Source organism: Candidatus Electrothrix sp. (assembly GCF_052785085.1).
Genome location: NZ_JALAAI010000006.1, coordinates 41,852 through 66,250 on the forward strand (window position 1 = coordinate 41,852; position 24,399 = coordinate 66,250).

Annotated in this window: 25 protein-coding genes, 1 pseudogene, 2 CRISPR repeat arrays and 1 riboswitch; of the genes and pseudogenes, 9 read left to right on the top strand and 17 right to left on the bottom strand. The window is 51.7% G+C overall.

All coding sequences use genetic code 11. From position 1 onward, the window contains the following. Positions 1-268: 268 nt before the first annotated feature. Positions 269-571: an FmdB family zinc ribbon protein gene (locus L2082_RS01970; protein ID WP_446010291.1), complete on the bottom strand. Its 303-nt coding sequence runs from the start codon at positions 569-571 to the stop codon at positions 269-271. A gap of 350 nt (positions 572-921) precedes the next feature. Here L2082_RS01970 and L2082_RS01975 point away from each other — a divergent pair, with 350 nt between their 5' ends. The 5 genes from L2082_RS01975 to L2082_RS01995 all read left to right on the top strand — a co-directional run bounded on the left by L2082_RS01975 (position 922) and on the right by L2082_RS01995 (position 4,897). Beyond that, positions 922-1,356 carry a MucR family transcriptional regulator gene (locus tag L2082_RS01975; protein WP_446011399.1) on the top strand — a complete coding sequence of 145 codons (435 nt, stop codon included), beginning with the start codon at positions 922-924 and terminating at the stop codon, positions 1,354-1,356. 10 nt (positions 1,357-1,366) lie between these two features. After that, a complete protein-coding gene (gene murI / locus L2082_RS01980) occupies positions 1,367-2,191 on the top strand; it encodes a glutamate racemase (protein ID WP_446010292.1) in 825 nt (274 codons plus the stop codon). Continuing rightward, positions 2,142-2,897, top strand: a complete 756-nt coding sequence (locus L2082_RS01985) for a LolA family protein (RefSeq protein WP_446011400.1) — start codon at positions 2,142-2,144, stop codon at positions 2,895-2,897. The genes murI and L2082_RS01985 overlap by 50 nt, the downstream gene beginning before the upstream one ends. 167 nt (positions 2,898-3,064) lie before the next feature. Beyond that, complete coding sequence (rpsA, locus tag L2082_RS01990) at positions 3,065-4,243, top strand: 30S ribosomal protein S1 (protein ID WP_446009618.1); 1,179 nt, start codon at positions 3,065-3,067, stop codon at positions 4,241-4,243. A 90-nt stretch (positions 4,244-4,333) separates the two neighbouring features. Continuing rightward, on the top strand, positions 4,334-4,897 hold the full coding sequence (locus L2082_RS01995) for a VanZ family protein (protein WP_446009619.1): 564 nt from the start codon (positions 4,334-4,336) through the stop codon (positions 4,895-4,897). Continuing rightward, positions 4,883-5,023, bottom strand: a riboswitch (molybdenum cofactor riboswitch). (Overlaps the previous gene by 15 nt.) Positions 5,024-5,030: 7 nt before the next feature. Here the strand turns inward: L2082_RS01995 and L2082_RS02000 are convergent. The 8 genes from L2082_RS02000 to L2082_RS02035 form a co-directional block, all read right to left on the bottom strand. Then, entirely contained in the window at positions 5,031-5,444 is a 414-nt protein-coding gene (locus L2082_RS02000; RefSeq protein ID WP_446009620.1) for a nitrate reductase cytochrome c-type subunit, read from the bottom strand. Positions 5,445-5,455: 11 nt separating this feature from the next. Beyond that, positions 5,456-6,298, bottom strand: a complete 843-nt coding sequence (napH, locus tag L2082_RS02005) for a quinol dehydrogenase ferredoxin subunit NapH (protein ID WP_446009621.1) — start codon at positions 6,296-6,298, stop codon at positions 5,456-5,458. Continuing rightward, positions 6,295-7,164 carry a ferredoxin-type protein NapG gene (napG, locus tag L2082_RS02010; protein WP_446009622.1) on the bottom strand — a complete coding sequence of 290 codons (870 nt, stop codon included), beginning with the start codon at positions 7,162-7,164 and terminating at the stop codon, positions 6,295-6,297. The genes napH and napG overlap by 4 nt, the downstream gene beginning before the upstream one ends. Beyond that, complete coding sequence (locus L2082_RS02015) at positions 7,164-7,394, bottom strand: hypothetical protein (protein ID WP_446009623.1); 231 nt, start codon at positions 7,392-7,394, stop codon at positions 7,164-7,166. The genes napG and L2082_RS02015 overlap by 1 nt, the downstream gene beginning before the upstream one ends. A gap of 58 nt (positions 7,395-7,452) precedes the next feature. After that, on the bottom strand, positions 7,453-9,954 hold the full coding sequence (gene napA, locus L2082_RS02020) for a nitrate reductase catalytic subunit NapA (RefSeq protein WP_446009624.1): 2,502 nt from the start codon (positions 9,952-9,954) through the stop codon (positions 7,453-7,455). Between the two features lie 30 nt (positions 9,955-9,984). Then, on the bottom strand, positions 9,985-10,218 hold the full coding sequence (locus tag L2082_RS02025) for a chaperone NapD (protein ID WP_446009625.1): 234 nt from the start codon (positions 10,216-10,218) through the stop codon (positions 9,985-9,987). Then, the gene (gene napF / locus L2082_RS02030; RefSeq protein ID WP_446009626.1) at positions 10,215-10,787 is read right to left on the bottom strand and encodes a ferredoxin-type protein NapF; all 573 of its coding nucleotides are present in this window, start codon (positions 10,785-10,787) and stop codon (positions 10,215-10,217) included. Before napF ends, L2082_RS02025 begins: the two co-directional genes overlap by 4 nt. 151 nt (positions 10,788-10,938) lie before the next feature. Then, positions 10,939-11,310, bottom strand: coding sequence for a hypothetical protein (locus tag L2082_RS02035; protein ID WP_446009627.1), 372 nt, complete (start codon positions 11,308-11,310; stop codon positions 10,939-10,941). A 140-nt stretch (positions 11,311-11,450) separates the two neighbouring features. Here L2082_RS02035 and L2082_RS02040 point away from each other — a divergent pair, with 140 nt between their 5' ends. The 4 genes and pseudogenes from L2082_RS02040 (at position 11,451) to L2082_RS02055 (ending at position 12,999) form a co-directional block, all read left to right on the top strand. Further along, entirely contained in the window at positions 11,451-12,116 is a 666-nt protein-coding gene (locus L2082_RS02040) for a Crp/Fnr family transcriptional regulator (protein WP_446009628.1), read from the top strand. Beyond that, positions 12,117-12,254: pseudogene (locus tag L2082_RS02045) on the top strand (DUF1016 N-terminal domain-containing protein); the annotation flags it as partial. Between the two features lie 158 nt (positions 12,255-12,412). Next, complete coding sequence (locus L2082_RS02050) at positions 12,413-12,667, top strand: type II toxin-antitoxin system HicA family toxin (RefSeq protein WP_446009629.1); 255 nt, start codon at positions 12,413-12,415, stop codon at positions 12,665-12,667. Positions 12,668-12,669: 2 nt separating this feature from the next. Further along, the gene (locus L2082_RS02055; RefSeq protein WP_446009630.1) at positions 12,670-12,999 is read left to right on the top strand and encodes a type II toxin-antitoxin system HicB family antitoxin; all 330 of its coding nucleotides are present in this window, start codon (positions 12,670-12,672) and stop codon (positions 12,997-12,999) included. Between the two features lie 114 nt (positions 13,000-13,113). Here the strand turns inward: L2082_RS02055 and L2082_RS02060 are convergent, their stop codons facing one another. The 8 genes from L2082_RS02060 to cas3 form a co-directional block, all read right to left on the bottom strand. Beyond that, the gene (locus tag L2082_RS02060) at positions 13,114-13,434 is read right to left on the bottom strand and encodes a hypothetical protein (RefSeq protein ID WP_446011401.1); all 321 of its coding nucleotides are present in this window, start codon (positions 13,432-13,434) and stop codon (positions 13,114-13,116) included. Between the two features lie 64 nt (positions 13,435-13,498). Beyond that, positions 13,499-14,323: direct repeats of the CRISPR family, unit length 29 nt; unit sequence CGGTTCATCCCCGCGAGTGCGGGGAACAT. A gap of 221 nt (positions 14,324-14,544) precedes the next feature. Further along, positions 14,545-15,537 carry a RhuM family protein gene (rhuM, locus tag L2082_RS02065; RefSeq protein WP_446011402.1) on the bottom strand — a complete coding sequence of 331 codons (993 nt, stop codon included), beginning with the start codon at positions 15,535-15,537 and terminating at the stop codon, positions 14,545-14,547. Between the two features lie 125 nt (positions 15,538-15,662). After that, complete coding sequence (gene cas6e / locus L2082_RS02070; RefSeq protein WP_446011403.1) at positions 15,663-16,340, bottom strand: type I-E CRISPR-associated protein Cas6/Cse3/CasE; 678 nt, start codon at positions 16,338-16,340, stop codon at positions 15,663-15,665. A gap of 1 nt (position 16,341) precedes the next feature. Continuing rightward, positions 16,342-17,172, bottom strand: a complete 831-nt coding sequence (gene cas5e / locus L2082_RS02075; protein ID WP_446011404.1) for a type I-E CRISPR-associated protein Cas5/CasD — start codon at positions 17,170-17,172, stop codon at positions 16,342-16,344. A gap of 5 nt (positions 17,173-17,177) precedes the next feature. Next, positions 17,178-18,302, bottom strand: a complete 1,125-nt coding sequence (gene cas7e, locus L2082_RS02080) for a type I-E CRISPR-associated protein Cas7/Cse4/CasC (protein ID WP_446011405.1) — start codon at positions 18,300-18,302, stop codon at positions 17,178-17,180. A gap of 129 nt (positions 18,303-18,431) precedes the next feature. Then, positions 18,432-18,935 carry a type I-E CRISPR-associated protein Cse2/CasB gene (casB, locus tag L2082_RS02085; RefSeq protein WP_446011406.1) on the bottom strand — a complete coding sequence of 168 codons (504 nt, stop codon included), beginning with the start codon at positions 18,933-18,935 and terminating at the stop codon, positions 18,432-18,434. 26 nt (positions 18,936-18,961) lie between these two features. Then, positions 18,962-20,575, bottom strand: coding sequence for a type I-E CRISPR-associated protein Cse1/CasA (casA, locus tag L2082_RS02090; protein WP_446011407.1), 1,614 nt, complete (start codon positions 20,573-20,575; stop codon positions 18,962-18,964). Between the two features lie 161 nt (positions 20,576-20,736). Continuing rightward, positions 20,737-23,520, bottom strand: a complete 2,784-nt coding sequence (gene cas3, locus L2082_RS02095; RefSeq protein ID WP_446011408.1) for a CRISPR-associated helicase Cas3' — start codon at positions 23,518-23,520, stop codon at positions 20,737-20,739. Between the two features lie 10 nt (positions 23,521-23,530). After that, positions 23,531-24,232: a CRISPR direct-repeat array (repeat unit 29 nt; unit sequence GGTTCATCCCCGCGTGTGCGGGGAACATG). The last annotated feature ends 167 nt before the right edge of the window (positions 24,233-24,399 follow it).

A 24,399-nucleotide genomic window follows, 5' to 3' on the forward strand; every position in this document is an offset into this window, starting at 1 on the left:
TGCGCTCTGTTATACGTTCTATTATACGCTCTGTATTCGTTATAAGGGACTCAACAAGAAATAACCCTACCCATTATTTCGGTTGCAGTAGGGGCGAACCTATGTGTTCGCCCTTTGCCTATATATTCGCCCTTTTATACCGGGCAGACATGCAGGTCTGCCCCTGTAATTCTGCACCTGAAAACAGGTATTTTATTTTTTTATAGATTTCCTAACTACGAGCTATCTCCCTTTCCTCAACAACTTAAAGAGATAGCTCGCATTCGAGTTACGACGAAGCAGGACATCCCTTGCAGGCACTGTCTGTTCCGCATGAAGATGCTTTCTTTGCTCCCTCGCTACCAGTTGAACTCTTTTTCTCTGCTTTTTGCGAGTCCCCCTGAGCAGATGAGCCTGATGCATATCCGTCTGAATACCATCCTCCACCTTTCAAATGAAAAGAACTCATGGACACGAGTTTTTTTACGTCTCCACCGCAAACAGAACAGGCCTTTAAAGGGCTATCATTCATTCCCTGATGTACTTCATACACTTTTTCGCAAGCAGGGCACTCATACTCGTAAACCGGCATTTTTCACCTCAATCGTAATATAAGTATTTTTAAGACACTATACCAAACACAACAATCTACCTTTACAGAATCAGTAAAATAACCTTCCTCTTTCAGCCTGTCAACCATCGAAACATCAAAGATGTCAAAACCGTAGAAACTCGCAATACTGACAGGTTTGTTCTTCTTTTATTTTCAAAAATAAAAACAGGTAAGACAAAAAAAGCTCTTGCGCATCTGCGAAAATATTATATTGCATCCATAAAGCCTATAATATATAATTATATATTTTATTATTTCACAAAAATTTGACACAACAAATACAAATTATATGGTATAGTCACCATATTTTATTTTAACAGGAGTACAATATGAGTAAAACACTTGTCGAAATGACCGCAGACATTATCCAGTCACAAATAAATGGTTCCAATATGAGCATGGAAGAAATCAAAACAGCGCTCAATGACACCTATCAAACCCTTAAGGACTTGCAAGAAGCAGAACAAACCGGTGTCCCCTCTGAAGAAAAAGAAGAAAAACCAGCAATGGATCCCAAGAGGTCCATTCAAAAAAATAAAATAATTTGTCTGGAATGTGGTCAATCCTTTAAAATGCTCACTAAGCACTTGAAGTCCCATAATATGACATCAAAAGAGTACCGGAAAAAATACGGTTTCAGCAGCACGCAATCACTTTGTGCAAAAGCCCTTTCCGAGGAACGGTCTCAAGCCAGTAAAGAGCGCGGCATCCATCCCAACTTGCGCAAAACATTTGGTAATCGCTCAAAAAAAGGAAAAAAATAATCTGTTATTTATGATCGGTATTTTTGACTCTGGTGTCGGTGGGATGACCGTTGCCAAAACAATTGAGCAGGTATGTCCGCAATATCCTCTTCTTTATTTTGGTGACGTCGCCCACACCCCTTATGGTTCTAAGAGTCCGGAAACTATAATCAATTATTCTCGTCGTAATGTAGATTTCCTGCTCAGGCAAGGTGCTGAAATTATTATTGTTGCCTGTAACTCTGCCGCAGCCACTTCGATTAACAAGCTACGTACTGAATATTCTGTGCCAATCATAGATGTTGTAACAGCAACAGCCTCTAAAGCAACAGAAAATACGACAAACAAGCGAATCGGCATCATTGGTACCCGCGCAACTGTTCAGTCAGACATTTACACACAACAGATCAAACAACGCAACCCTGCCTGCCAAATATATAGTCAGGCATGTCCGCTCCTTGTTCCCCTGATAGAGGAAGGCTGGCTCAATAAGCGCGAGACCAAAATGATTGTACGACGTTACTTGACCCCTCTCCGCCGACATCAGATTGACACACTTATTCTGGGCTGTACACATTACCCCCTTCTGACCCCTCTTATCCAAAAAAGAATCGGTAAAAAAGTACGGCTTATTGACTCATCAATTGAAACTGCCCGGTATTTGCAATCTTTTCTTGACAATTCTCCTGAAATAACATCAAATATCAGAAAAAAAAATACGAATCAACAACCTCACCATTTTGAAAAAAATCTTTTTTTTGTATCTGACTCCACCCCGCCCTTGCGAAAGCTGGCCAATGGAATCTTTGGTCGAAAAATCAACCTCATTAATACAAATGCTAATACAAATACTTAAGCGAACTACTCTCTGGACTACTTTCTTAGACCTCTGCGTATTCCTCTGCGTATTGCTTTTTCCTCTTGCAGGACAGGCTCAGTCATCAAAAGTCCCACTGGATCAATTGGAAGATATACAGCGTTATTATCGCAACCTGACCAGCCTCAGCTTTGATTTTCAACAAATCACCAACAGCAATGGAAGAACCCGGAAAGGTGCTGGGAATAGTGTGTTCTATCGCCCTTCAGCAACAAGTGCTGGTATTATGCGTTGGGACTATACGCAACCAGGCAAACAAATCATACTTAATGACGGGAAAGAACTTTCTATTTATACAGAAAAAGATAAACAGCTGATTATTATGTCAGCCGATAAATTACAGTCTGATATCACCTATTCCTTTTTTATTGGCAAGCATGACCTGAAAGACGATTTTAATCTTCTTCCGGCAGATCATCGTTTTGCAAACAAAAAAGGCGCGCAATCTGATATTGCTGTTCAGTTGATTCCCAAGCAACCTCACGGTCAAGTCAAATCGCTCCATTTTTGGTTTGATAAGGAAAAAAGAATCAAACGACTGATCATGGAAGATCATTTTGAAACAACAACAGAGTTGATCTTCAATAATATCAGCTTCAATGCATTACCAGCAGATTCATCACAAACCATTGCAAACCTGATTCAACTGAATATCCCATCTGGCACGGAAATCATGAGGCAATAGCAAACAAAATAATGAACCCGCACTGGCAGGGTGGGTTCTTACGTATCAATACGTATCAATACGTATCAATACATAACAACAATACATAATGAATTTTCAACGACCATTCTTATCCCAAGAATAGTGCAGAATCCCTCCCCATCAATCACAGCAAATCATCAAACGACATGAGTGAAGAACAATTTGCAGATATCTTTCAGGACAAAACCGCAGGCGATAAAATTCAGCCGGGCGATAAAATTGACGCAGTTATTGCCGATATCAACGGTGAAAACATCTTCCTGGATCTGGGTGGAAAAAGTGAAGGTATCCTTAACGCATCAGAACTGCGGGATGAGAATAATGAACTGACAGCCCAGCCAGGTGACACGGTTTCTGTCTTTTTCTTAAGCAGCCGGGGAGGTGAACAACGTTTCACAACAAAGATCGGATCCGGACAGGTTGGGGTGGAAGAACTGGAACAGGCATTTCATAGTAATATTCCTGTGCAGGGCAAGGTAACTGCTGATATTAAAGGTGGATTCCAAATAACCGTTGCTGGTCAACGCGGCTTCTGCCCCTATTCACAAATGGGCTTACGCCGGGTCGATAATTCTGATGAGTATTTAGAACAGGAACTCACCTTTAAGATTATTGAGTTCGGTAACAAAGGACGAAATATCATTCTCTCTGCCCGGGCAGTACAGGAAGAGGAACGGGAACACCTCAAAGAACAGCTCAAAGAAACCCTTTCTGAAGGCGATAAGGTTGAGGGAACTGTCAGCTCTCTGCAAAAATTTGGTGCGTTTATCGATTTAGGCGGAGTGGATGGGCTCATTCCGATTTCTGAACTGGCCTGGGGGCAAATTGATCAGGTTGACGACGTGCTCAGTAAAGGACAGCGGGTTGAAGTTATCATCAAGAAGCTCGATTGGGCCAAAGATCGTATTTCCCTGAGCCTGAAAGATACGCTGGAAAATCCCTGGGATAAGGCTGAAGAAAAATATGCTCCTGCGAGCATCCACACCGGCATTGTTTCCCGGCTGGCACAGTTTGGGGCCTTTGTTACTCTGGAACCCGGAGTCGATGGGCTGTTGCATATATCCAAGCTTGGCTCTGGTCGCCGAATCAATCATCCCCGTGAGATTCTGGACACTGGCCAGGAGATCACAGTCAAAGTCGACAGTGTTGATCTGGAAAAGAAACGAATCTCTTTGGTCCCAGAAGATTACACTGCCAAGGCAGAAGAAGAAAAGGCTGCAAAGAAGGAGTACACGTCCTCCAAAGAGGCCAAGGGAAATGCTTCTCAATCTATGGGTACATTCGGGGACCTGCTCCAGGCCCAGATGAATCGAAAACAAAAGTAGCTGCCTGTTGGGTGTTGAGGGATAACGGCATGCCGTTGCCCCTACAACCCCTGTAGCGAAAACAGCATCGTATTTTCTGGAAAATCCCTCATGCAGAAGACAAGAGTACCCACAAAACTACGTATTACCCTGACCCTTGCCTATATTCTCTGTATCTACGGCACCCTGGGCATTGCCCGCCCAATCGCCGAATATCTTCGCTCAACAGAAATACTCCTCCCTGTAATTATAGCCCTCTTTGTTGGCAGTTTGCCGTTCATCCTGTTCTGGCGCTACCGAACCATTACCCGGAAACAATTTCTTCTGCGTTTCTTTTTGATCATCTTTCTGCTCTGTTCAGCCTTCCTGATATCTGCCCTGCCTGAAGAACGCCTCCATTTTCTCACCTATGGACTTGCTGGCTGGTTGATATGCTGGAGTGTAGAGGAAGGAGCACACTTTCCAGCATCATCGGCAAACGACACAACACTCATACATGAATGGATTTTACCATGCCTTTTGGTCTGGTTTGCTGGCAGTTTTGATGAACTGATCCAATGGTGGTTGCCTAATCGGGTCTTTGATATCCGGGATATTCTCTTTAACGGGATGTCCGGAATAACAGGGGTTGCCCTTTTTGCTACAGGCAGGAAACATCAAGAAGAGACAACGTAAAACTCCTTTCCAAACACGGGAGGCATAATCGTTTCCAACCAGACCCTTTCGGCTTCAAATCATATCCATCAATCCAGAAGGACGTTAAGAAGACGTAGATTCTTCAGCTCGGAGTTTACGCAGTTATAGATTGTTATTTAAAGGTATTCTCCACCAAAGGAGGAGCATCAACCTGGCCAACATGACACTGGGTGCAAAAATACCAACGCTGGGAAATCTTTTCTCCTGTGTTCCCATCCCGGTCCGTGTAATGGGTCGCAAAGGGCTTCGGTACCCCAATCCCTTCTATGCCATGACAGTTCAAACACATATTCATGGCTTTTGAGATTTTCATCCCATTTATATCATGGGGAATGAGAGGCGGTTGATGAGCCGAGGTGCGGGGAACAGCAGAACCGGTCGGCTGCCAGTCCATGTCCACAGCAGGTGCCGAATCAGCCAGAATATCCTTGCTCCCCCGTAAGGATTGAATATCATCCTCAGCAGAGGCAAAGGAAAAACAACAAACAGCTGCTATAAAAAAAAGAGGGAATATGATCCATTTCATAGTATTCTCCATCAAGTTCGTCGGGAAAAACGAAAAACATTATGCGGGCAGATATCAATACATCGCCCGCAGTTCAAACAGTTTCTGGACAGTATGATTGAGGTGCTTTGTGCATCACCCTTGAGCGCAGGACGAATAACCTGAGGTTCAGGACAAACCGCAAAACAGTCCTGGCAATCCGTACATCGTTCCCGGCCATCCGCCTTGACCCGAAGGACAGCAGCCGGACTCAGCAGACTGTACATGGCACCCACGGGGCAAAGATAGCCGCACCAACCACGTCGTAACAGAAAGGCATCAAAAAGAAAAAGAGCAAGGAGCAGCATCCATCCCATACCCATGCCGAACAACAGCCCCCGCTGCAACAGCGTCACCGGATTCAACCATTCGTAAACTATGGTTCCACTGCCAAGGGACAGGAGCAAAATCGCTGCCATAAACCAATACCGGGTGCTTTTGCTCAGGTGTAGGACTTTTTTCATCCCCATCCTCCTGTTCAGCCAGGCAGCTGTATCAGTCACCAGATTCACAGGGCAGACCCAGGCACAGAACACCCTGCCACTAAGCAGGGCATAAAAGACCACAACGATCAATGTCCCGATCACAGCTGTGGATGCTGCGGGATGACCAGCAGCAAGGGATTGCAGCATAATCAACGGGTCTGTCATGGGAAGAAATCCCAAGGTCTCACTGGCAGACAGGGTGCCTCGGATAATCCATATCCCAAGCAGGGGGCCTGCCAGAAATAATCCCAGGATACCGAGCTGCGAGATACGACGCAGGAGCAACCATCTGTTTGCCAGCAACCACCCTTTCCTTGCAACAGCCTCATGGCCCGGAATTCGTGCATTCATAGCAGTTCCTCCGGTCTTCTTGCAGGAAGTTGTAAAGCTTCAGGTATCAGAGACTTGCCAGCCTCTTCCTTTTCCTGCCACCCCAAGCGATAATGATGGCCCAGTTCCCCCCGTGCCAGAGCAAGGGGCAACACCTTAATCGCCGGGTGCTCCAAAATACAGGAGCGCTCGCATTTCCCGCAGCCTGTGCAATGTTCCGAATGCACTGTGGGAATAAAACGAGTATGCACTCCTGTTCTCTGATTGACCTGCATATCCAGAGTCAGGGCCTTATCAATCACTGGACAGTTCCGATAACAGACATCACAGCGTAATCCCTGAAAACCAATGCAGTTCTCATGGTTAATGAGCACGGCCAATCCCATTCTTGCCTGGTAAATTGAAGGCTCTTTCTTTTCCTTATCCAGAAGGTTCTTCTCACTTAAGGCACCGGAAGGACAGGCCTGCACACAGGGCATATCCTCGCACAGGCGGCAGGGGCTTATCCGGGGGATGAAGTACGGCGTTCCCGTCGGAATATCATTACCGGATTCCGCCAACCGCAGAACCGGCTCCAGCTCCACTGAGGCGTTGGGATTTACCTCAGCCGGGCCTTCAGTACTCATCTCCGGCATGTCGTTGTTCCGCAGGAGATTGGCATGACAGGCCCTGACACATTGACCGCAACGCAGACAGGCTGCCTGAAACTTCTTTTCCGGCAAGGCCCCTGGCGGTCGTATTGCCCGTGCAGGCACAGCTTGTGCAGAACGCTGATACGCTCCCAGGCCCACAGCCAGCACAAAGGCACCAGCAGCAGCCGACAAAGAGTCCCTCAAAAACCGGCGACGCGCATTCTCCTTTTGCTGCTTCTTGTTATTGTCACTCATCAGGCCTCCACAAAAAGAGCATCCTGAGCCTTTTGCGGTAATTTCAAGAGAACAAAATAGGATTCTGGATAAAGATAGTCTTCTGTCGATTCATCCACGACACGAAGATAACCGTCTTTTGCTGCACCAGCATCAGGGATAATCCGATACACCTTTCCCTTTTCCAGATCATCGCAATCTCTATTGTCGATACAAAGTACAAATTTAATATCATGCTGCAGATCTTTCATGTCTCTCAACACTATTCCTCTCAAGCTCATCTAGCTGTTTATTAGAAGATACCAAATATCACGCCGTAGTCACCTTAACCGCGCATTTCTTGAAATCAGTTTCCTTGGAAATCGGGCAGGTGGCATCCAGGGTCAGTTTATTGACCAGACGGCCCGCATCAAACCAAGGCACAAAAACCAATCCTTCCGGCACCTTGTTCCGCCCTCTGGTCTCCACCGGACAGGTGATCTCACCCCGACGGGATGCGATCTTGACCAGCTGTCCGCGCTTGAGGCCACGTTTTTCCGCATCCTTGGGATGCATAAAGACCTGGGCATCAGGCACGGCACGATACAGCTCCGGCACTCGTCTGGTCATGGAACCGGAATGCCAATGCTCCAGGACCCGGCCGGTACAGAGCCAAAGATCATACTCCTTATCCGGTACTTCAGGAGGAGGTTCGTAAGGCAGGGCAAAGATAACTGCTTTGCCATCCTTATGTCCATAAAACCGGACTCCTTCCCCTTTCTTGACATACGGATCATATCCTTCCCGGAAACGCCACAGGGTTTCTTTATTGTCCACCACGGGCCAGCGCAGGCCGCGGGCCTTATGATACATCTCAAACGGGGCCAGATCATGGGCCTTGCCCCGACCGAAGCTGGCATATTCCTCAAACAGTCCTTTTTGCAGGTAAAAGCCAAAATGATTTGACTCATCGTTGTCATGCCCTTTCTGGAGCTGACTTAGTGGAAATTTATCCACCTGCCCGTTGGTAAAAAGCACCTCGTACAGCGTTTTACCTTTGTATTTCGGATTTTTGGCAAGCAGTTCCTTGGGCCAGACCTCGTCGGTTGTGAAGTATTTGGAAAACTCCACCAGCTGCCAGAGATCACTCTTTGCCTCTCCTGGCGGCTTAACCTGCTGCCGAAAAAACTGGGTCCGGCGTTCCGCATTACCATAGGCCCCTTCCTTTTCCACCCACATGGCAGTGGGCAGGATCAAATCAGCGGCCATGGCCGTGACCGTGGGATAGGGATCTGAAACCACAATAAAGTTCTTTGGATTACGGTAGCCCGGATACCCCTCCTCATTCATATTTGCGGCTGCCTGCATATTATTATTACACATCACCCAATAGGCATTGAGTTTGCCGTCTTTGAGCATTCGATTCTGGAGAACCGCATGATAGCCGGGTTTGGCCGGGATCGTGCCTTGAGGCAGCTTCCAGATCTTTTCAGCAACATCACGATGCTCCTTTTTCATCACCACCATGTCCGCAGGCAGGCGATGGGAAAAAGTACCCACCTCACGGGCTGTACCACAGGCTGAGGGCTGGCCGGTAAGAGAAAACGGACCATTGCCTGGCTCAGAGATTTTTCCGGTAAGCAGGTGGACATTATAGCAGAGCTGATTAACCCAGGTGCCCCGGGTATGCTGGTTAAATCCCATAGTCCAGTAGGAGACCACCTTGCGTTTCGGATCAGCATACAGTTCAGCCAGGGCCTTGAGATCTTTCCTGGGCACGCCGGACATTTCATGGGCCTTGTCCAGGGTATACTCGGACACGAACCTGGCGTATTCTTCAAAGCTGTATTCCTTGGACCCGATCTGCTTTTTGCGTTCCTTGGCATTGGCCGCCTTTTGCTCCAGCGGATGCTCCGGTCGCAGGCCGTAACCGATATCTGTATTGCCGATACGGAAATTGACGTGCTTGTCCACAAAGTCCTTGTTCACCTTGTCATTCTGAATAATATAATTGGCAATATAGTTCAGAATCGCCAGGTCGGATTGAGGTTTGAAGATCATGGGGATATCAGCCAGATCAAAGCAACGATGTTCATAGGTGGACAGCACGGCCACCTTGACATGGTTGGCTGTCAGGCGGCGGTTGGTGAGTCGCGACCAGAGGATAGGATGCATCTCAGCCATATTTGCTCCCCACAGGACAAAGGCGTCTGCCTTTTCCAGATCATCGTAGCAGCCCATAGGCTCGTCAATGCCAAAGGTGCGCATAAAGGCGGCAACTGCCGAGGCCATGCAATGGCGGGCATTGGGATCAATATTATTGGACAGCAAACCGGCTTTAAAGAGCTTTGCTGCGGCATAGCCTTCCCAGACCTGCCATTGCCCGGACCCGAACATGCCCACTGTGGTTGGTCCGTTCTTGTGAATCGCCTCCTTGAATTTCTCCGCCATGATTGCAAAGGCTTCATCCCAGGAGACCGGAGTGAACTCGCCGTTTTTATCATACTTGCCGTTCTTCTTGCGCAGCAGCGGTTTGGTGAGCCGATCCTTGCCGTACATGATCTTGGTCAGGAAATAACCCTTAATACAGTTCAATCCCTTATTCACCGGGGCATCAGGATCACCCTGGGTTGCCACGATCTTCCCGTTTTTGGTCCCCACCAACACACTGCACCCTGTCCCGCAGAAACGACAGGGGGCCTTATCCCATCGGATTCCGGCATCACCCTCAGCAGCCAGGGCCTTTTGCGTGGCCGGCAGCTGCGTACCCGCAACAGCGGCAGCGGCCATTGCAGCGTTGGCCTTGATAAAATCACGCCTGTTCAGCTTCATACATCTTCCTCCTTTCCTGGTATGTAATGATCACTCATCACAATAGTTATAAATAAGGGACGCAGCAAGAACGCCCTGCGTTTTCTGCACATCCATCATGACATCAGAAGGCACATTATCCGGTGTGTCCTCCAGGGTAATGACGAGGGAACTCCCGTCCTTGTTCACAGCATGGATTTCCACACCGGAGAGTGTTTGCAGGCGTTGCTGGACCGCTTGGAAATTATCAGGAAAGGCCTGGACAACAATGCCGGAAATATTCATGCATTACCTCGTGGTAGAGATTGATTAAAAGACTGATTCTCAGCAGATCGGAGTGAAATGGCCTGAACAGGGCATGCTGCAACGCAGGCACCACAGCCATTACATTGTTCGGACAGGATACGGGGAACCTGTTCCCCCTGCCCTTCTCGGGAAAAAACTATTGCTTCCTGCTCACAGTGCTCCTGGCAGAGCTGGCAGAGAACTTTTTTTCGCGTAAGACACGTTTCCCTGATGGCAACATGCAGAGGTCCATGAGGTGGCTCATCGGAAAAATGGAGGGCACCACCGGGACAAGACCGGGCGCAATCTCCGCAAAAATGGCAGAAACCCTTGGAAAAATCCATGACCGGCAATCCGTCCCCCTCAAGTTTAATCAGCTGTTTTTCACAGGCAGCCACACATGCTCCGCAAGCGTTGCAGAGATCAGGGAATTCCTGGTCAGGGGCAGACCAGGGCGGAGGTAAGGCCAAGGCCGCAGAAGGGGTGACGGAATCCCGTCGTACCTGGTCAGCCTCTGTCTGAAGGAAGAAGGCAAGACATTTATCAACAAAGAAGGAGGTGAGATTCATACAAATTCCGTTATATACGTTGGATATCATGCCTGCACCGACACATGCTGTCCTGCTGTGGGTGATTTTATCGTTCATCGCCTCACGGCAGGGCAGGTCGTAACTACAACAGTATTAAACAGTAGTATATTATCGGCGGAACAAGGTATGGTCATTGACCTATATCAAAAAAAGGAGAAAAAAACAGCCGATGTCTTCTCCTTTGCCGCCGGGCAGAGGAAAAAATCGTAGCGGACAGGGCAAAAGACCTTGTGAGCAGGGGGAAATCCTCATGGGACAGGAGAACATGCCCCTGCAGCGGGAAGAAATGGTTTCGGAGCAGGAAAAAGCGGCTCTGCAACGGGAGAAAGGCATTCTGTAACGGGAGAAAATGATCCTGTAGCGGGAAAAAATGATCCTGTAGCAGGAGAAAATGATCCTGCAGCAGGAGAAAATGATCCTGCAGCAGGTAAACATCATTCTGCACTGCTGCCGGGGCATTTTTTCCGCCTCCGGCATTATAACAGAAGGAAGCAGTTGACAAAATCCTCCCTCCGGTGTCTAATAAACGACCCCGCCCCAAAGGGCGGCGTATGAAACCCGAAGCTTTGCAATAAACTTTCAGTTTTTGTACTTGTCCGCCTTGAGCTGCGCCCTTCCCCTTCAATCTGCTGATTCCGGTTAATGAATAAAAAAAAACTGCTGACCAATTCATTCTTTTTTAAGGAGCTTTCCGATGAGCTGGTCAGCCGAATTGCCGATATAACCTACACGAAAACCTATCAAAAAGGAGAAATCATTTTTTCGGAAGGTAGATCAATCACCGGATTCTATCTTGTCAGCCAAGGCCAGATAAAGATCTATAAGTCCTCGCTCAAAGGCAAAGAACAGATAATCTATGTCCTTGGTCCGGGAGAACCCTTTGGGCTCACGCCGCTTTTTCATAACAAAATCTATCCCGCTACTGCGGCAAGCATGACACCGTCCACGGTTCTTTTCTTTCCCAAAACAGAGTTTCTCGCCATGACAAGCACTTACCCTCCCCTTGCCCTGGGCATGTTGGCCGGGCTGTCAAAGCGCCTGTGCATGTTCTCCACCAAAATAGGAGATCTTGCGCTCAAAGAAGTACCGCAGCGCCTGATCGCACACCTTATCTATCTTTCCGAACAACAAAAAAGAACCGACCGGGTTCTTCTTGATATGCCCAAATCGCAACTGGCCTGCCTGCTGGGCACCAGCCCGGAAAATCTTTCCAGAATATTTGCGTATTTGACCCGTGAAGGCCTCATCCGGGTACAAGGCAACATGATTATCCTTCTCAAATACAACGAATTACAGAAGTACAAATAAAAACTCCAACCACTGGTTGGAGAAATTGCTTGGGCGCACAACCTGGTCATTATGAGTAAATGCAAAGACCCGTTGCAACGGGAGTTTTATATCCGCATGACCCGTAAATTTGGCTGGTCAAAGAATGTGCTGATTCATTCTCGCAGAAGGCATGGTGTTTATGTAATATTGATTTTCTGATATAGATTTATCTATTCCACTCGGATAGCCTCTTCATAGCCTGTGTACGCAGGTTCATCCCCGCGTGTGCGGGGAATATCTTGCCAGCAGCGTCACAAAGTGCTACCATATTTATCATGAAAGGGAAACACCGGAAAACATTAGCAGCCATTTTTGCCGAACCCACAAGGGCAAATATCAAGTTCAGCGATATTGAATCATTGATAAAGGCCCTTGGCGGTGATGTTCGCGAGGGGAACGGTTCACGGGTGGTCTTAGAACTTTTTGCATCCCGGCAATATGCGCACAGGCCGCATCCGGGGAAAGAAGCGAAAAGATATATGGTGGAAAAGATTCGTAACTGGTTGACGGAATTGGAGGTAAGGCCATGAACATGATGACCTATAAGGGGTATTCTGCGAAAGTCAATTTTGACGCACGGGATAATATATTCTGGGGTAAAGTCATCGGTATCAAGGACAATATCAGCTTTGAGGGGGAAACAGTGAGCCAGCTCACCCAGGACTTTCATAATGCGGTTGAACATTATCTTGCCGACTGCAAACAGGAAGGCCGTTCCCCGGATAAACCCTATTCCGGTAAACTGACCTTGCGCATTGCGCCCTCGGTTCATGCGCAACTTTCTGCTGCTGCGGCCCATACCGGAAAAAGTCTGAACAAATGGGTGGCGGATACGCTGGAACAGGCTGTGCTTAGTTCTTAGTTGATTGGTATCGGGATTGGCTCGCTACCGGTTCATCCCCGCGTGTGCGGGGAACGTCAAAGCTGTGGGGCGCCGCGAAGCGGCGTCCCAACAAGCGCCTTGTTCGGCAGCTGATTAGTATGCAGCGGAATGGTATTTAAAATGAACATGATTGCTCTCCGCATATGCCACCTCTTTCACCTTGGGCTTGAATGAGCCGGATCCATATACCCCAATGAGATTGCCGTTTAACATCAAATCCCATGAATGGCCATATCCATTGACGCCCGGGAGGTAGGATGTGCCGATATGAGCATAAAGGGCCATTGGATCTATAAAGCTCGGTATTTCGATCAGTTTCTCATGGGGTGCATCTGCATCATCCCCAGCACAGACAGAATCACGGGTCACCCGGACACTTATTTTTGGCCGCTCTTTTATTATCTCGAACTGCATTTGCATATCAGATGTGCCTTGCTGCCGAACATCAGTTAATACCGCCAAGAAAAAATCTATCGAACGGTTCATCCCCGCGTGTGCGGGGAACATACCTACTTCATGCTCAGCAAACCACTTGGAAACGGTTCATCCCCGCGAGTGCGGGGAACATGGGATTTTATGACGGTTCTGATGCCGTTTTGGTCGGTTCATCCCCGCGAGTGCGGGGAACATATCGACAAAGGTAAGCATTATTTTACGTTTGCCGGTTCATCCCCGCGAGTGCGGGGAACATATAAAGAGGCTGGCGAGCTGGGCATTGAAATTCGGTTCATCCCCGCGAGTGCGGGGAACATGCTACCGGTCTCGTCATAGACCTTGATTAGTTCCGGTTCATCCCCGCGAGTGCGGGGAACATGCCGCTCCTCCTCTGCCTGTGCTGCCGCCTGCTCGGTTCATCCCCGCGAGTGCGGGGAACATATTAACCATAACCGCATCGGGTAGGTCTATGTCGGTTCATCCCCGCGAGTGCGGGGAACATAGTAAAGCTGCGGTGTTGGCATACCGTCTATACGGTTCATCCCCGCGAGTGCGGGGAACATTATATCCTGGAAGGCCGACGCTAACCAGGTGGCGGTTCATCCCCGCGAGTGCGGGGAACATACTTTGGCCCTGATGGTAAATGCCAGGCTGGGCGGTTCATCCCCGCGAGTGCGGGGAACATTATAACGTAGATATTTGATCCGTGCAAGATGACGGTTCATCCCCGCGAGTGCGGGGAACATGCTTTGATCCTCCAGCAGCTCAAGCGGCACACCGGTTCATCCCCGCGAGTGCGGGGAACATCTTCTTTTTTTGGATCTGCTGTTGTCGGATACCGGTTCATCCCCGCGAGTGCGGGGAACATACCAATTGTATCTACTCTAAAATGGGGGATTGTTCAAGTCCTCTTTTTTCCACCAAGCATTTTCCGAATTTTTTGATTTTTCATCCTCCTCTTTTTCCTTTCGTTCCAGCGGATTAAAAGAAACCAGTTTCAAGCCATCCAATTCCACCGGAATTCTTCTGTTTTCACCGGCTGTTACGAAATCAAACCCGGACTCGGTTTCAGGGGCGGTAACAGGGGATTCATGATTCCTCCGGCAAATCAGTTATCAGATTAACCACCAGCCGGACAAGCAGGTCTTTCTGGTCCGGTGCGCTGGAGGCGATAAGCAGGGTCAGAGCGACCAGGGCCTTGTCGTCGGGAATCGACCGGTGTTGATTGCTTTGGAGCAACAGGAGAAAAAGAAAGGAGCCGATCCGTTTGTTGCCGTCCGTGAACGGGTGGTCTTTGATGACAAAATAGAGCAGATGAGCAGCCTTCTCCTCAATACTTGGGTAGACATCCTGCCCGGCAAAACTCTGCTGCACTGCTCCGAGGATACCGGCCAGCCCGTGTCCCCGTTCATGACCGAAGATATCCGTGGCCTCGCCGCGCTCCAGCAGTTCCTGACGCAGGGAATCAATCGCCTCCCGGACTTCCGCCAATTCGGGAACCCTGCTGTTTTTTTCCCCTTTGCCGGGCACAGGCAGGGTATCCTCATCATACTGCCACAGCAGCTGCCAGGTGCGGGCATAGTTGCTGACCAGAGTGAGTACCGACCTGCCGTCCGCATTGACCAGATCGTGGTTTTCCAGCGTATTGCTCAACAGATCCAGCACCTGTCTGACCTCGGCAACGCCTTTTTCCGCCAGCCGCTGCTGATGCAGCGTATATCCCTGCACCAAATGCTGTTTCAGTACCCTGGTCGCCCAGATACGAAACTGAGTGCCGCGTTTGGAATTGACGCGGTAACCGACAGAAAGGATGGCATCAAGATTGAACCATTCAATGGTACGTGTGACCTGTCGATCGCCCTCGTTTTGAACCGTTGCATTTTTTGCAACAGTTGCCTCTTTCTCAAGTTCTCCGCTTTGAAAAATATTACGAAGGTGACGAGAAATTACCGACTTGTCACGACCGAAAAGCTCAGCAATCTGGTTTAACGTCAGCCAGACCGTCTCGTCCTGCAGACGCACGTCCACAGCGGCCTGTCCATCACCGGTTTGATAAACAATCAGTTCTCCCTGTGCATTCATATCTCACTCCTTTCCTGCGACAACAACCTGTTTTCAAATAATATATTGCAGTACGTAGGGGCACGGCGCACCGTGCCCCTACAGCGTCCGGTATCCGGAAGATACGGGGAGAACAGCGTACCGTCCTATATCCTTCGCACCAGGAGCAGGCCGCAGCCGAATGCCTTGGCCGGGCCCATGCCCCGGAACAGGGTGCGGAGAAACAAATCCGGGTCCGTCACGGTGAGCCTGCCGCTGAAATCCAGCAGGCTGAAGCGGATCTTCGGGCCATTCCTGTTTTTGGGGAAGACCTCCTGACGGTAGCCCTCCACCAGCACATTTTCCTGCCGGGCGGTAAAGCCGTACTGTTCCGCCCGACAGGCCAGCCAGTCCCATCCGGCCTCCTGGGCCAGTTCTGCTGAAGAAGGCATGTCCTGTTTCGTCACCCCCTGTTCCTGCAAAGTTTTTTTCCTATCCATCACCACATCATGCCGCCGCCTGCCCTGGGCATCCTTTTTCGTCACCACCGGATTGGCCCTGAGCAGAAAGCCCAGCTCTGTCCCTATCCTGAGCACAGGCGTATAGTCCTTGACCGCAACCTGCCAGACCGTACTCCGATCCTCGGGCTCCCGTTCACTGACCGTGTAGACCACCGGACGCAGACCGTCCCGATCCAGTCGATACATAAAATCCCGTTCCCGTTCCGGGCTGTCGCTAAAGAGCTGCCAGACTGCCTGATGCAGGGCATAGGGACTCCGCAGGATGCGCATCCTTTCCGCCGGAGCAATGCCGTGTTCCTGGAAGGTCATTTTACTGAAAAACATATCAGCTCCCCTCCTGTTGCGGCTGCGGCGGCTCTTGCGGCCATGGGGCATAGTGTTCCTTCCGCTCTTCAAATTGCCACCGCTTCCGGGACAGCACCGCATCCCGCCGGACAAAGGTTTCCTGCGCCGGAACGCCGCTCTCCACCCCCTCTGCACTGTCCCAGAACAGGGTCACAGGCTGTTTCCTGAACAGATGCCTTGTCCTGTCCGCCTTTGGCCTGCTGCTTCCTTGCTGCAAGCTCTGCACAAACTCCTGCGGAGAGGTCAGGTCCGCCTTGTTGAACGCAGCAACCAGATTTTCCGCCTCCACAAGCTGCGGCTGCAACGGCAGGGCCGGAGGGCAGGATTTGCGGCCCAGATACAGGGTAAAGTTCGGGCAGGCAAGATATCCCCCGGCTTGTTCCAGAGTCAGCGAACCCTCCTGCCGTTTCCAGAGCGCAATCTGATACAGGGCATCACAGCGATAGGCCCTGTTGGAGAGGATGGTGCCCGATGTTTTGGGATTATCTTTTTGATATGCAGCCAGGGCCAGGAGTTCGTCACGGCGGGTCTTTGCCGGATGCTTTTTAAGGGCTGCCTGGGGCGGAACCTGGGCCGTGTGGTAGTCATTGACAAAGGTTCCTGAAGACTCCACGCACACGGCCATGCCGAATGCCTGTTCCAGGGCCTGATGCTCTTCCTCCTCATGCCGCCGGATGCCAGCTGCTGCCGCCAACAGACCGAGAATGGCGGATCTGCCCGGATGGGCTGCTGCAGGCCGTTCACCACCCACAGCAACCTCACCCCAGGAAGCCAACGGACCGTAGAGCTGAAAAACGAGAAATTTCTGCATATCAACTACTCCGTTGCGCATTGAATCATATCCTGTAAACTGCCTTCCCTGGTATGGGCGTTCATTTCGCAGTATGTTGCAGAACAGGGGCCGTACACCCTGTCCATATTGGTCCGGGTCTCCTGCAACCGTTGTATAGCTGCTGCCAGCATATTTTTTTCCTTGCCCTTTTCGTTGACCGGTTCCAGAAAGGCCACGGACAGGGAACGGGGTTGCTGATTCCCTGTTTCACAGGCAATGAACGAGGCATAGGCACGGGAGGCAAAGCTGTTCTGTTTGCCGCCCGGAGCGACCTTGACAGCGCATTCAATCAGAGCAGCCAGGGCCTTGTTTGCAAGCTCCTGGTCTCCATCCAAATTTTCCAGCAACAGACGCCGGTCAATACAGATGTAAAGGTAGAACACACCGGAGCCGAATTCGGTCTCTCCCATATGTCCGGCACCCATGTCCTCTTCACCGTTATTCAAATCATCCACTGCCGTGAAAAAGTCATCCTCCACTGCCACCTTGTTTACCGTGACCGCATGGGCCACCTGGGCCGCAGCCTCCATATTAAAAGACGGATGAGAGGCGAGCATTCGACCGAACAGGGCGATATCCGCAGCACCGGACTTGGCCCGTAATAAATCCAGCTCTTCTTTTTCCGGCCCTGCCTGCCGGGCAATGACGGTATCCACCAAGGCCCACACAGCCTGTTCCTCTGCCGGGCCGAAATGAGCCAGCTGCTCTATCTCGACTTCAACCAGTTCTTTTCTCAGCTTTTTCTCCGTCGTCAAATTTTCATCATCCTTCAGTTTCTTTTTCTCCGCCGGGGTCAATGCTTTCTTTCTCTTGCCGAAAACTTCAGCTATGGCCCCGGCCCATTCCAGGGCTTTTTTATGGCTGATACCCTGTTCGCTGAACTTTCTGTATATTTTTACACCCATCTCCTTGGTTCTGGTGCCGACATGGCCTTTCAATGCAGTTTCAAAAAGTTCTGAGGTACGCCATGCCCGTTTCAGGCTCTGGGAAGAGATGCGCAGCCGGGTTGCCCCGCCCATGAGCGCAGTTTTCGGGCGACCCAGGTCATCCCGATTGAGATTGGAAGGCGGATAAGAGGTTAAGAGGTGCAGTTGCAGAAAGGTATCCATAGAGTTTCTCCGTATGATTTCATGATCTTTTCAGCCTGTCCCGCATTCGGGTCAGGTGAGGAAACCTGATAAATAGAGGGACAAAAAACTTCTCGTTTCAACAGTACCGGGCAGACACATAGGTCGGCCCTATGGTGCTTTTTTATAATAGCGCATGGACCAGTCCATCTTGGTCCGGCTGTTCCACCAATAGAGGCTTTGCGCCAGGTCCGCTATATTGATCTTCTTGTCGAGCAGCCGAATGACCCGGATCATGGGTCCGTACAGTTCTTCGGCTGTTTCATGTTTGAGCAGACGGCGGAAGCGCAGGCCGCTCAACACGGCCTTGGACCCGCTTTTGCCCGGGGAGGCCATCTGTTTGGCCACGCTCTGCGCTGCTGTATGGGTTCTGACATGGGCCAGTACCCCGGCCAGCAGGGCCAGTTTTTCCCTGCTCCGCCATTGCAGCGGAGCGAGCCTGTTGTACAGGCTATAAAACTCGGGCGAAAAAAAGACCTGTTCAAGCTCCTTTGCCCGACGCAGTTCGGCTCTGCCGCCCTTGTTGTCCTGAAGTGCTTGCCACCACTCCAGCACTGCCTGCTGTTCCGCATTGATTGTTCTCGTATTCTTTGCTTCTGCCGCTTCTGTTGTCATAGATTCCCTCTTGCGTTATATCCTGCTCATGCTTCCGCTTCTTCCATATTGAGCCGCAGGATTTCTTGAATCACCTTTTTCCTGTTGAATTTGCGAAGATCAAGATGCGCCAAGGCAATGCGTTTCGGATCTTCATGTTCTATCCTGCCGCTGGCAGTCCAGGTGCTCAAGAGCTGCTGTGAAGCAGCATCAATAACCTGAAACCATCTATGATACAAGGATATTTCATCTCCTCCTTTGACAACTGCCGCATGGATATCCGACAGCAGGGCATAAAAATCCGCTTCCGTGTTTTGCCAGAAGGCGTTGACGATAAAGGACAGATCACCGCCGACCTTGGCCTTGGGCTTGAACCAGGCCTTTTTCAGGGCACCCCGCAGGTTATCCGCCACCTGACCGGTGGCATTGAGGATGTCCCGCACCATATCAATGAAATACTCCCTGTACTCCGGTTCCAGATGCACCAGCGGCATATGGGCCTCGTGCCAACCCCTGGCCTTCATGTTGTCCATATCATAGCCAAATGTCCAGAGCTTGGTCTTGATCTTCTTGCGTCTCCCGCTCTTCTGCGTATGATAGTGGACAACTGCGGCAGCAGCCCTTTGGTCTTTTTCTGCGATATTGCCCAGGGCGAGACTGAGCCAGTGCCGGTAGCTGAGTCCGTCCGGCTGCGCATGGAGCGGCAGCGGCATGCCCTGCGGGTCAAAGCGATACGGACTCAAAGGATGCTGCCAGGGGCCGGTGTAGTTGATGCCGTAATTTTTGGTTCTGAAGCGGCGGACAAGCAAACCGCTTTCCCCGGACAGCGAGCACTCCCCTTCTTCCGTTTCGCTCCATTCAAGGCGGATACGCCTGGGCATACTCCAGTACATCTGCAAGGGATGGACATCTTCCGGCGTGGTATCCCGGTCGGTAGGGGCGACCGGCCGGTCGCCCCTACTTTTCCGGGTCGGACCGAGCCAGGGAAAGATGGCAGTTTTGTCTTTTTGCGCCGGGTTGCCGGATGACCGTTCAAAGACCTCCCTGGGCAGCACATTGAGCCAGACCAGATGCCAGAGCGTATTGTGTTCCGGATTTTCCTGGAGATCCGGGGTCAGCAGAGTGGTCAGCGGCCCGCCGCCGCGAATCGAGACCCGGTGGCCAACCCCGCCGGCAGGGGCGTTCAGCTGTAAGGTCAGCAGTGCGGTCATTGCCATTGCCGGACTCATGGCCTCGGCATTACCCCGTTTGATAAAGTGATCCGTGTTCAGCCGCAGGGCGTTGCCGCCAGGCTCCTCAAGCAGGAGCGCGCCGATTCCCTTTGCTTCGCCGTCCGGCAGGTCAAAATCCTGCATAAAGCAAGGGCCGTCACCGTCCGCCTCAAAGGCGTGTTGATACGACTGCATGGCTTCCTGCAAAACCTGCGGTTCCGGCGGTGTCTGATACAGGGCCATCCATTCCCGGTCATTTTTCGGGGCAAAGGCGGTCTGGACAAGCCCGATGCAGAACTGCACCAGGGCACCGTTGAAATCCGGTCGCAGGGCATTGAACTTTTCCACAGGATCCTGCGCCATGTCGTCAGTGAGCTGCCAGGGAGCAATCCGGAAACTTGTGCCGCTCCTGCGGTACACCGGCAGCCATTGGTCGTTGATGAGGTTCATATGCCTCCTTTTTTGAGTACGATTTCGGATTTCAGAAAGGATGCCCATCGTTAAAACAATGGGCTATTTTTGATCGCCCCTCCGGGGCTGGGGAAAACAGCGTCCCGGAGGGACTGTCGGTAATAGCCCGGTGTTTCAACACCGGGCACGGAAACGACACCTTAGCCACCAAGCACCAGCCCGGTATCCGGCGAATAGCGGACAGGCACTTCCTCGCCCTGCCCGTTCTTGACGCAGCCCTGCCAGGTTCCGTCCTCAATCTCCACCAGCGGCACAAGCAGGGAAAAATTCCGTCGACCGCCCCACTGTTCCTGCAAAGCAGCCATTGCTGCCGCACAGTCTGCATTCTGGGGCACAGCCTCTTCCGCAGCCAGTCGCTTGCGCACGCTGACCTCACTCAGGGTCCAGGGGTTTTGCTCCGCAGCAGACCAGGGCCGGAGTCTGCCGTCCCGCCATTTAGCCAGACGCAGAGCAATTGAGGGTTCGCCGAGCCGGGTCGGGGTCACGGATTCGTCCCACCAGGAATGATCCGGCATGGTATAGCCTTCTGCAAAATTGATGCTGTTCATTTTGGCAAGAGAGCGGTCGGTCATGGCCCCTGTTTCGGCCTCCCGGCTTTGCACGACCAGTCCTTCGGGAATACGCACCTCACTGTCCGGCCCATACACATACTCGACAGCCGACCGCATATCCTCCGGTACCCGCAGCTGTCCGTTCTCCTGCAAATAACGAGCTGTCAACCAGAGGCGGCCATGATCATCATATACCTTGACCGCTGTGGGAAAGAGCGTGGAAAACCAGCCTGCGCCCGCATCATCCGACGGCTCAGGCCCCAATACATGCAGGGTCGGTGCGCCGCGTTCATCTGGACGATCAATGGGATTACCCTGCCGGTCTCTGGTATGGCGGCGCAGACGGCCTGCCCGCTGAATCAGCAGATCGATGGGGGCGAGATCCGAGATCATGCAGTCGAAATCCAGGTCCAGGGACTGCTCGATTACCTGGGTGGCGATGAGCACCCGGCCCTGCCGGTCTCTTGCTCTGCTGTTCTTGCCGAAACGAGCAAGCACCTGTTCTTCTGTTGCCAGCCGATCACTGAGCGCGAAGCGGGCATGGAAGAGCATAATTTTGTCCCGGATACTGTCCTGGGGCAGCAGGGTACGCAGCTGCTCGTAACTCTTGATAGCCTCCGCAACCGTGTTGCGCACCCAGGCCACACATTGGCCCTGCCTCGTTTTTTCCAGGATCAGGTCAAGCGCCTCCTGCTCCTCCCTGAACAGGGTGAAGGAGAGCTTTCTGCGCACCTCATTGCGGGTGGCGATTTCCAGTTCATGCAGTTGCCCGGCAGTGAACAGGGTCAGCAGGGGATAGCCGCTCTTTGCCGGAACCGGGCCGTGCTGTCCCAGACCGGCGGCATAGGCGGCAAGCAGTTCCTCCCGCATGGCCGACGGCAGGGTGGCGGAAAGCAGGATCGCACTGCCGCCTGCTGCGGCATGAAAGGTCAGCAGGACTTGCAGGAGCTGATGCATGTAGGCATCACAGGCATGGACCTCGTCCACGATCAGCACCTTGTTGCGCAGGCCGAGCAGACGCATGGACTGATGCCGGGAACAGAGCACAGCGAGCAGGGCCTGATCCACCGTGCCTGCTCCGATATGGGCCAGCAGGGCCTTTTTGCGGTTGTCGGCCAACCAGGCTGCGCAGGAGACCGCAGCCTCTCGGTCTTCCGCTGGTGCCTGACCAAGCTGCCCGTTGGGAGAGGCGGGAAGCACGGAACGGACAAAACCGTCCATCAGGTGCCGCGATCCGTGCGCCAGAACCAACGAAGGACTGGAACCCTCTGCATAGAGTTGCCTGTACACCGCCCCTGTCCGCTGGTACATAGCATTGGCCGTGGCCATAGTGGGCAGGGCGAAGTAGGCCCCTTCGGCTCCGCCTTCTGTCATCAGGCGGTGCAGGAGCATAAACGCGGCCTCTGTTTTTCCCGCCCCGGTCACGTCCTCCAGGATGAAGAGATGCGGTCCCTGTCCGATCTCGATGCGTGCCGTCTCGGCCTGCAACGGTGTCGGCGTATGTATTATGGATGGAAACAGGCCGGAAAGCGTGGTCGGCGTACTGCACGGGAGAGGGAGAATATCGCTGTTCTGGATGATCCGTTCCGCTGCCGGCAACGCAATCTCCTGCCAATAGGCCTCCAGGTCAAGAGGTTCGCTGCGCAGAGGGAAAAAGTCGCTGTTTGATCCCAGCCAGTCGCAGAGCACGGCAAAACCGGCCAGCCACCAGGACAGGCAGCGCATCTGTCTGCTCCATAGCTGGAAATCTATAGGTGCGGCAAGAACGATATCCTGAAGAAAGAAGCGGCCGCAGAAACAGCTGAATGCCTCTGCCGCTGCAAGGTTTTCCGGCAAAAACCAGCGCAGGAGGGGCCGGTCGCTGCCTTTGGGCGGCTGACCGTGATGACCGGTACAGGCCAGGGCCCAGATCTCCAAAAAATCCTGCCAGTCCCAGAGGTCTTCGTGCTCCGCGAGATGGGCGGAGCAGAACTGTTTTGCCAGACGATCGCGCCAGAGCAAAAAACCCAGGCTGTCGTGATGGAGATGATCATAGGGCTTGCTTTTTTTCCGGCCTCTGAATTGATAGAGAAGGTCTTCCTGCAGGCCCTGGAATGCCTCGCTGAATTTCCCCACATCGTGCAGGGCGAGGAAGGAGCAGGCAAGGCCGGTGAAGGTTTGTTCGTCCAGCCCTGTATGCTCGGTGAAAAAATCAAGGAGGGGTCGGTTTTTCCGCAGCAGGACGCTGCCCACCGCCGCCACATCCAGGCAGTGGTAGGGCAGGAGGTGACAGGTGCCGGGGCTGCTCTCCTTGCTGCGGTCGGTTTTGGCCCAATACAGGAAATAGGTTTTGTCGTCGGACAGATCGGCCATGATGGAGTGTACGGGGTTCATCCCCGCGTGTGGTTCATCCCCGCGTGTGCGGGGAACATGCAGGTCTGTCCGCAATTGTGGACAACGTACCGCGGTTCATCCCCGCGTGTGCGGGGAACATGGTTTTTCAACTTCCGAAACCTTCTTTTTAGGCGGTTCATCCCCGCGAGTGCGGGGAACATAGTCCTTTGCGCTGCTCTGTTGTGTAATGCTGCGGTTCATCCCCGCGAGTGCGGGGAACATGGGCCGGTATACTCTTTGCCGGAGATCTTGACCGGTTCATCCCCGCGTGTGCGGGGAACATTAACTAAACATCTGGATTTTGAGGACGGTACGGGGTTCATCCCCGCGTGTGCGGGGAACATGATAACAATAAATATACTTGACGCTGCCGGTACGGTTCATCCCCGCGTGTGCGGGGAACATGGTTTTAACCTCTCTCCATGCCAGCTGCATGGCGGTTCATCCCCGCGTGTGCGGGGAACATGATTGACGGTGGCTTTATATTGCAGCCAAGGACGGTTCATCCCCGCGTGTGCGGGGAACATAAAGCATTGCCGTTGAATTCCTACTCAACCGTCGGTTCATCCCCGCATGTGCGGGGAACATGAGATGCACTTCAGCTTGTAGATTGTTCCGGGCGGTTCATCCCCGCATGTGCGGGGAACATTACCCTCGCCCCAACAGCAGGGGTATCACCTGTCGGTTCATCCCCGCATGTGCGGGGAACATGAAGACGAACAGAGGGGTAACCGTTCACCCCCCTCATTCCTCACAAAAAAAGATTGGACAAAAAAAGAAGATCACGATAGTTTAAGGGTCACAACGTTTTTTACGAGATCTATCCACGTTCTGAGTTCGCATGCACCTATCCAGAGAAGAGTTGCGAAAAATAGATAA

Excerpts from the sequence above, each read along its gene's own strand:
- L2082_RS01970 (WP_446010291.1), bottom strand. The coding sequence starts at position 571 with ATGCCGGTTTACGAGTATGAGTGCCCTGCTTGCGAAAAAGTGTATGAA.
- L2082_RS01975 (WP_446011399.1), top strand. The coding sequence starts at position 922 with ATGAGTAAAACACTTGTCGAAATGACCGCAGACATTATCCAGTCACAA.
- murI (WP_446010292.1), top strand. The coding sequence starts at position 1,367 with ATGATCGGTATTTTTGACTCTGGTGTCGGTGGGATGACCGTTGCCAAA.
- rpsA (WP_446009618.1), top strand. The coding sequence starts at position 3,065 with ATGAGTGAAGAACAATTTGCAGATATCTTTCAGGACAAAACCGCAGGC.
- L2082_RS01995 (WP_446009619.1), top strand. The coding sequence starts at position 4,334 with ATGCAGAAGACAAGAGTACCCACAAAACTACGTATTACCCTGACCCTT.
- L2082_RS02000 (WP_446009620.1), bottom strand. The coding sequence starts at position 5,444 with ATGAAATGGATCATATTCCCTCTTTTTTTTATAGCAGCTGTTTGTTGT.
- napH (WP_446009621.1), bottom strand. The coding sequence starts at position 6,298 with ATGAATGCACGAATTCCGGGCCATGAGGCTGTTGCAAGGAAAGGGTGG.
- napG (WP_446009622.1), bottom strand. The coding sequence starts at position 7,164 with ATGAGTGACAATAACAAGAAGCAGCAAAAGGAGAATGCGCGTCGCCGG.
- L2082_RS02015 (WP_446009623.1), bottom strand. The coding sequence starts at position 7,394 with ATGAAAGATCTGCAGCATGATATTAAATTTGTACTTTGTATCGACAAT.
- napA (WP_446009624.1), bottom strand. The coding sequence starts at position 9,954 with ATGAAGCTGAACAGGCGTGATTTTATCAAGGCCAACGCTGCAATGGCC.
- L2082_RS02025 (WP_446009625.1), bottom strand. The coding sequence starts at position 10,218 with ATGAATATTTCCGGCATTGTTGTCCAGGCCTTTCCTGATAATTTCCAA.
- napF (WP_446009626.1), bottom strand. The coding sequence starts at position 10,787 with ATGAATCTCACCTCCTTCTTTGTTGATAAATGTCTTGCCTTCTTCCTT.
- L2082_RS02040 (WP_446009628.1), top strand. The coding sequence starts at position 11,451 with ATGAATAAAAAAAAACTGCTGACCAATTCATTCTTTTTTAAGGAGCTT.
- L2082_RS02050 (WP_446009629.1), top strand. The coding sequence starts at position 12,413 with ATGAAAGGGAAACACCGGAAAACATTAGCAGCCATTTTTGCCGAACCC.
- L2082_RS02055 (WP_446009630.1), top strand. The coding sequence starts at position 12,670 with ATGATGACCTATAAGGGGTATTCTGCGAAAGTCAATTTTGACGCACGG.
- L2082_RS02060 (WP_446011401.1), bottom strand. The coding sequence starts at position 13,434 with ATGCAGTTCGAGATAATAAAAGAGCGGCCAAAAATAAGTGTCCGGGTG.
- rhuM (WP_446011402.1), bottom strand. The coding sequence starts at position 15,537 with ATGAATGCACAGGGAGAACTGATTGTTTATCAAACCGGTGATGGACAG.
- cas6e (WP_446011403.1), bottom strand. The coding sequence starts at position 16,340 with ATGTTTTTCAGTAAAATGACCTTCCAGGAACACGGCATTGCTCCGGCG.
- cas5e (WP_446011404.1), bottom strand. The coding sequence starts at position 17,172 with ATGCAGAAATTTCTCGTTTTTCAGCTCTACGGTCCGTTGGCTTCCTGG.
- cas7e (WP_446011405.1), bottom strand. The coding sequence starts at position 18,302 with ATGGATACCTTTCTGCAACTGCACCTCTTAACCTCTTATCCGCCTTCC.
- casB (WP_446011406.1), bottom strand. The coding sequence starts at position 18,935 with ATGACAACAGAAGCGGCAGAAGCAAAGAATACGAGAACAATCAATGCG.
- casA (WP_446011407.1), bottom strand. The coding sequence starts at position 20,575 with ATGAACCTCATCAACGACCAATGGCTGCCGGTGTACCGCAGGAGCGGC.
- cas3 (WP_446011408.1), bottom strand. The coding sequence starts at position 23,520 with ATGAACCCCGTACACTCCATCATGGCCGATCTGTCCGACGACAAAACC.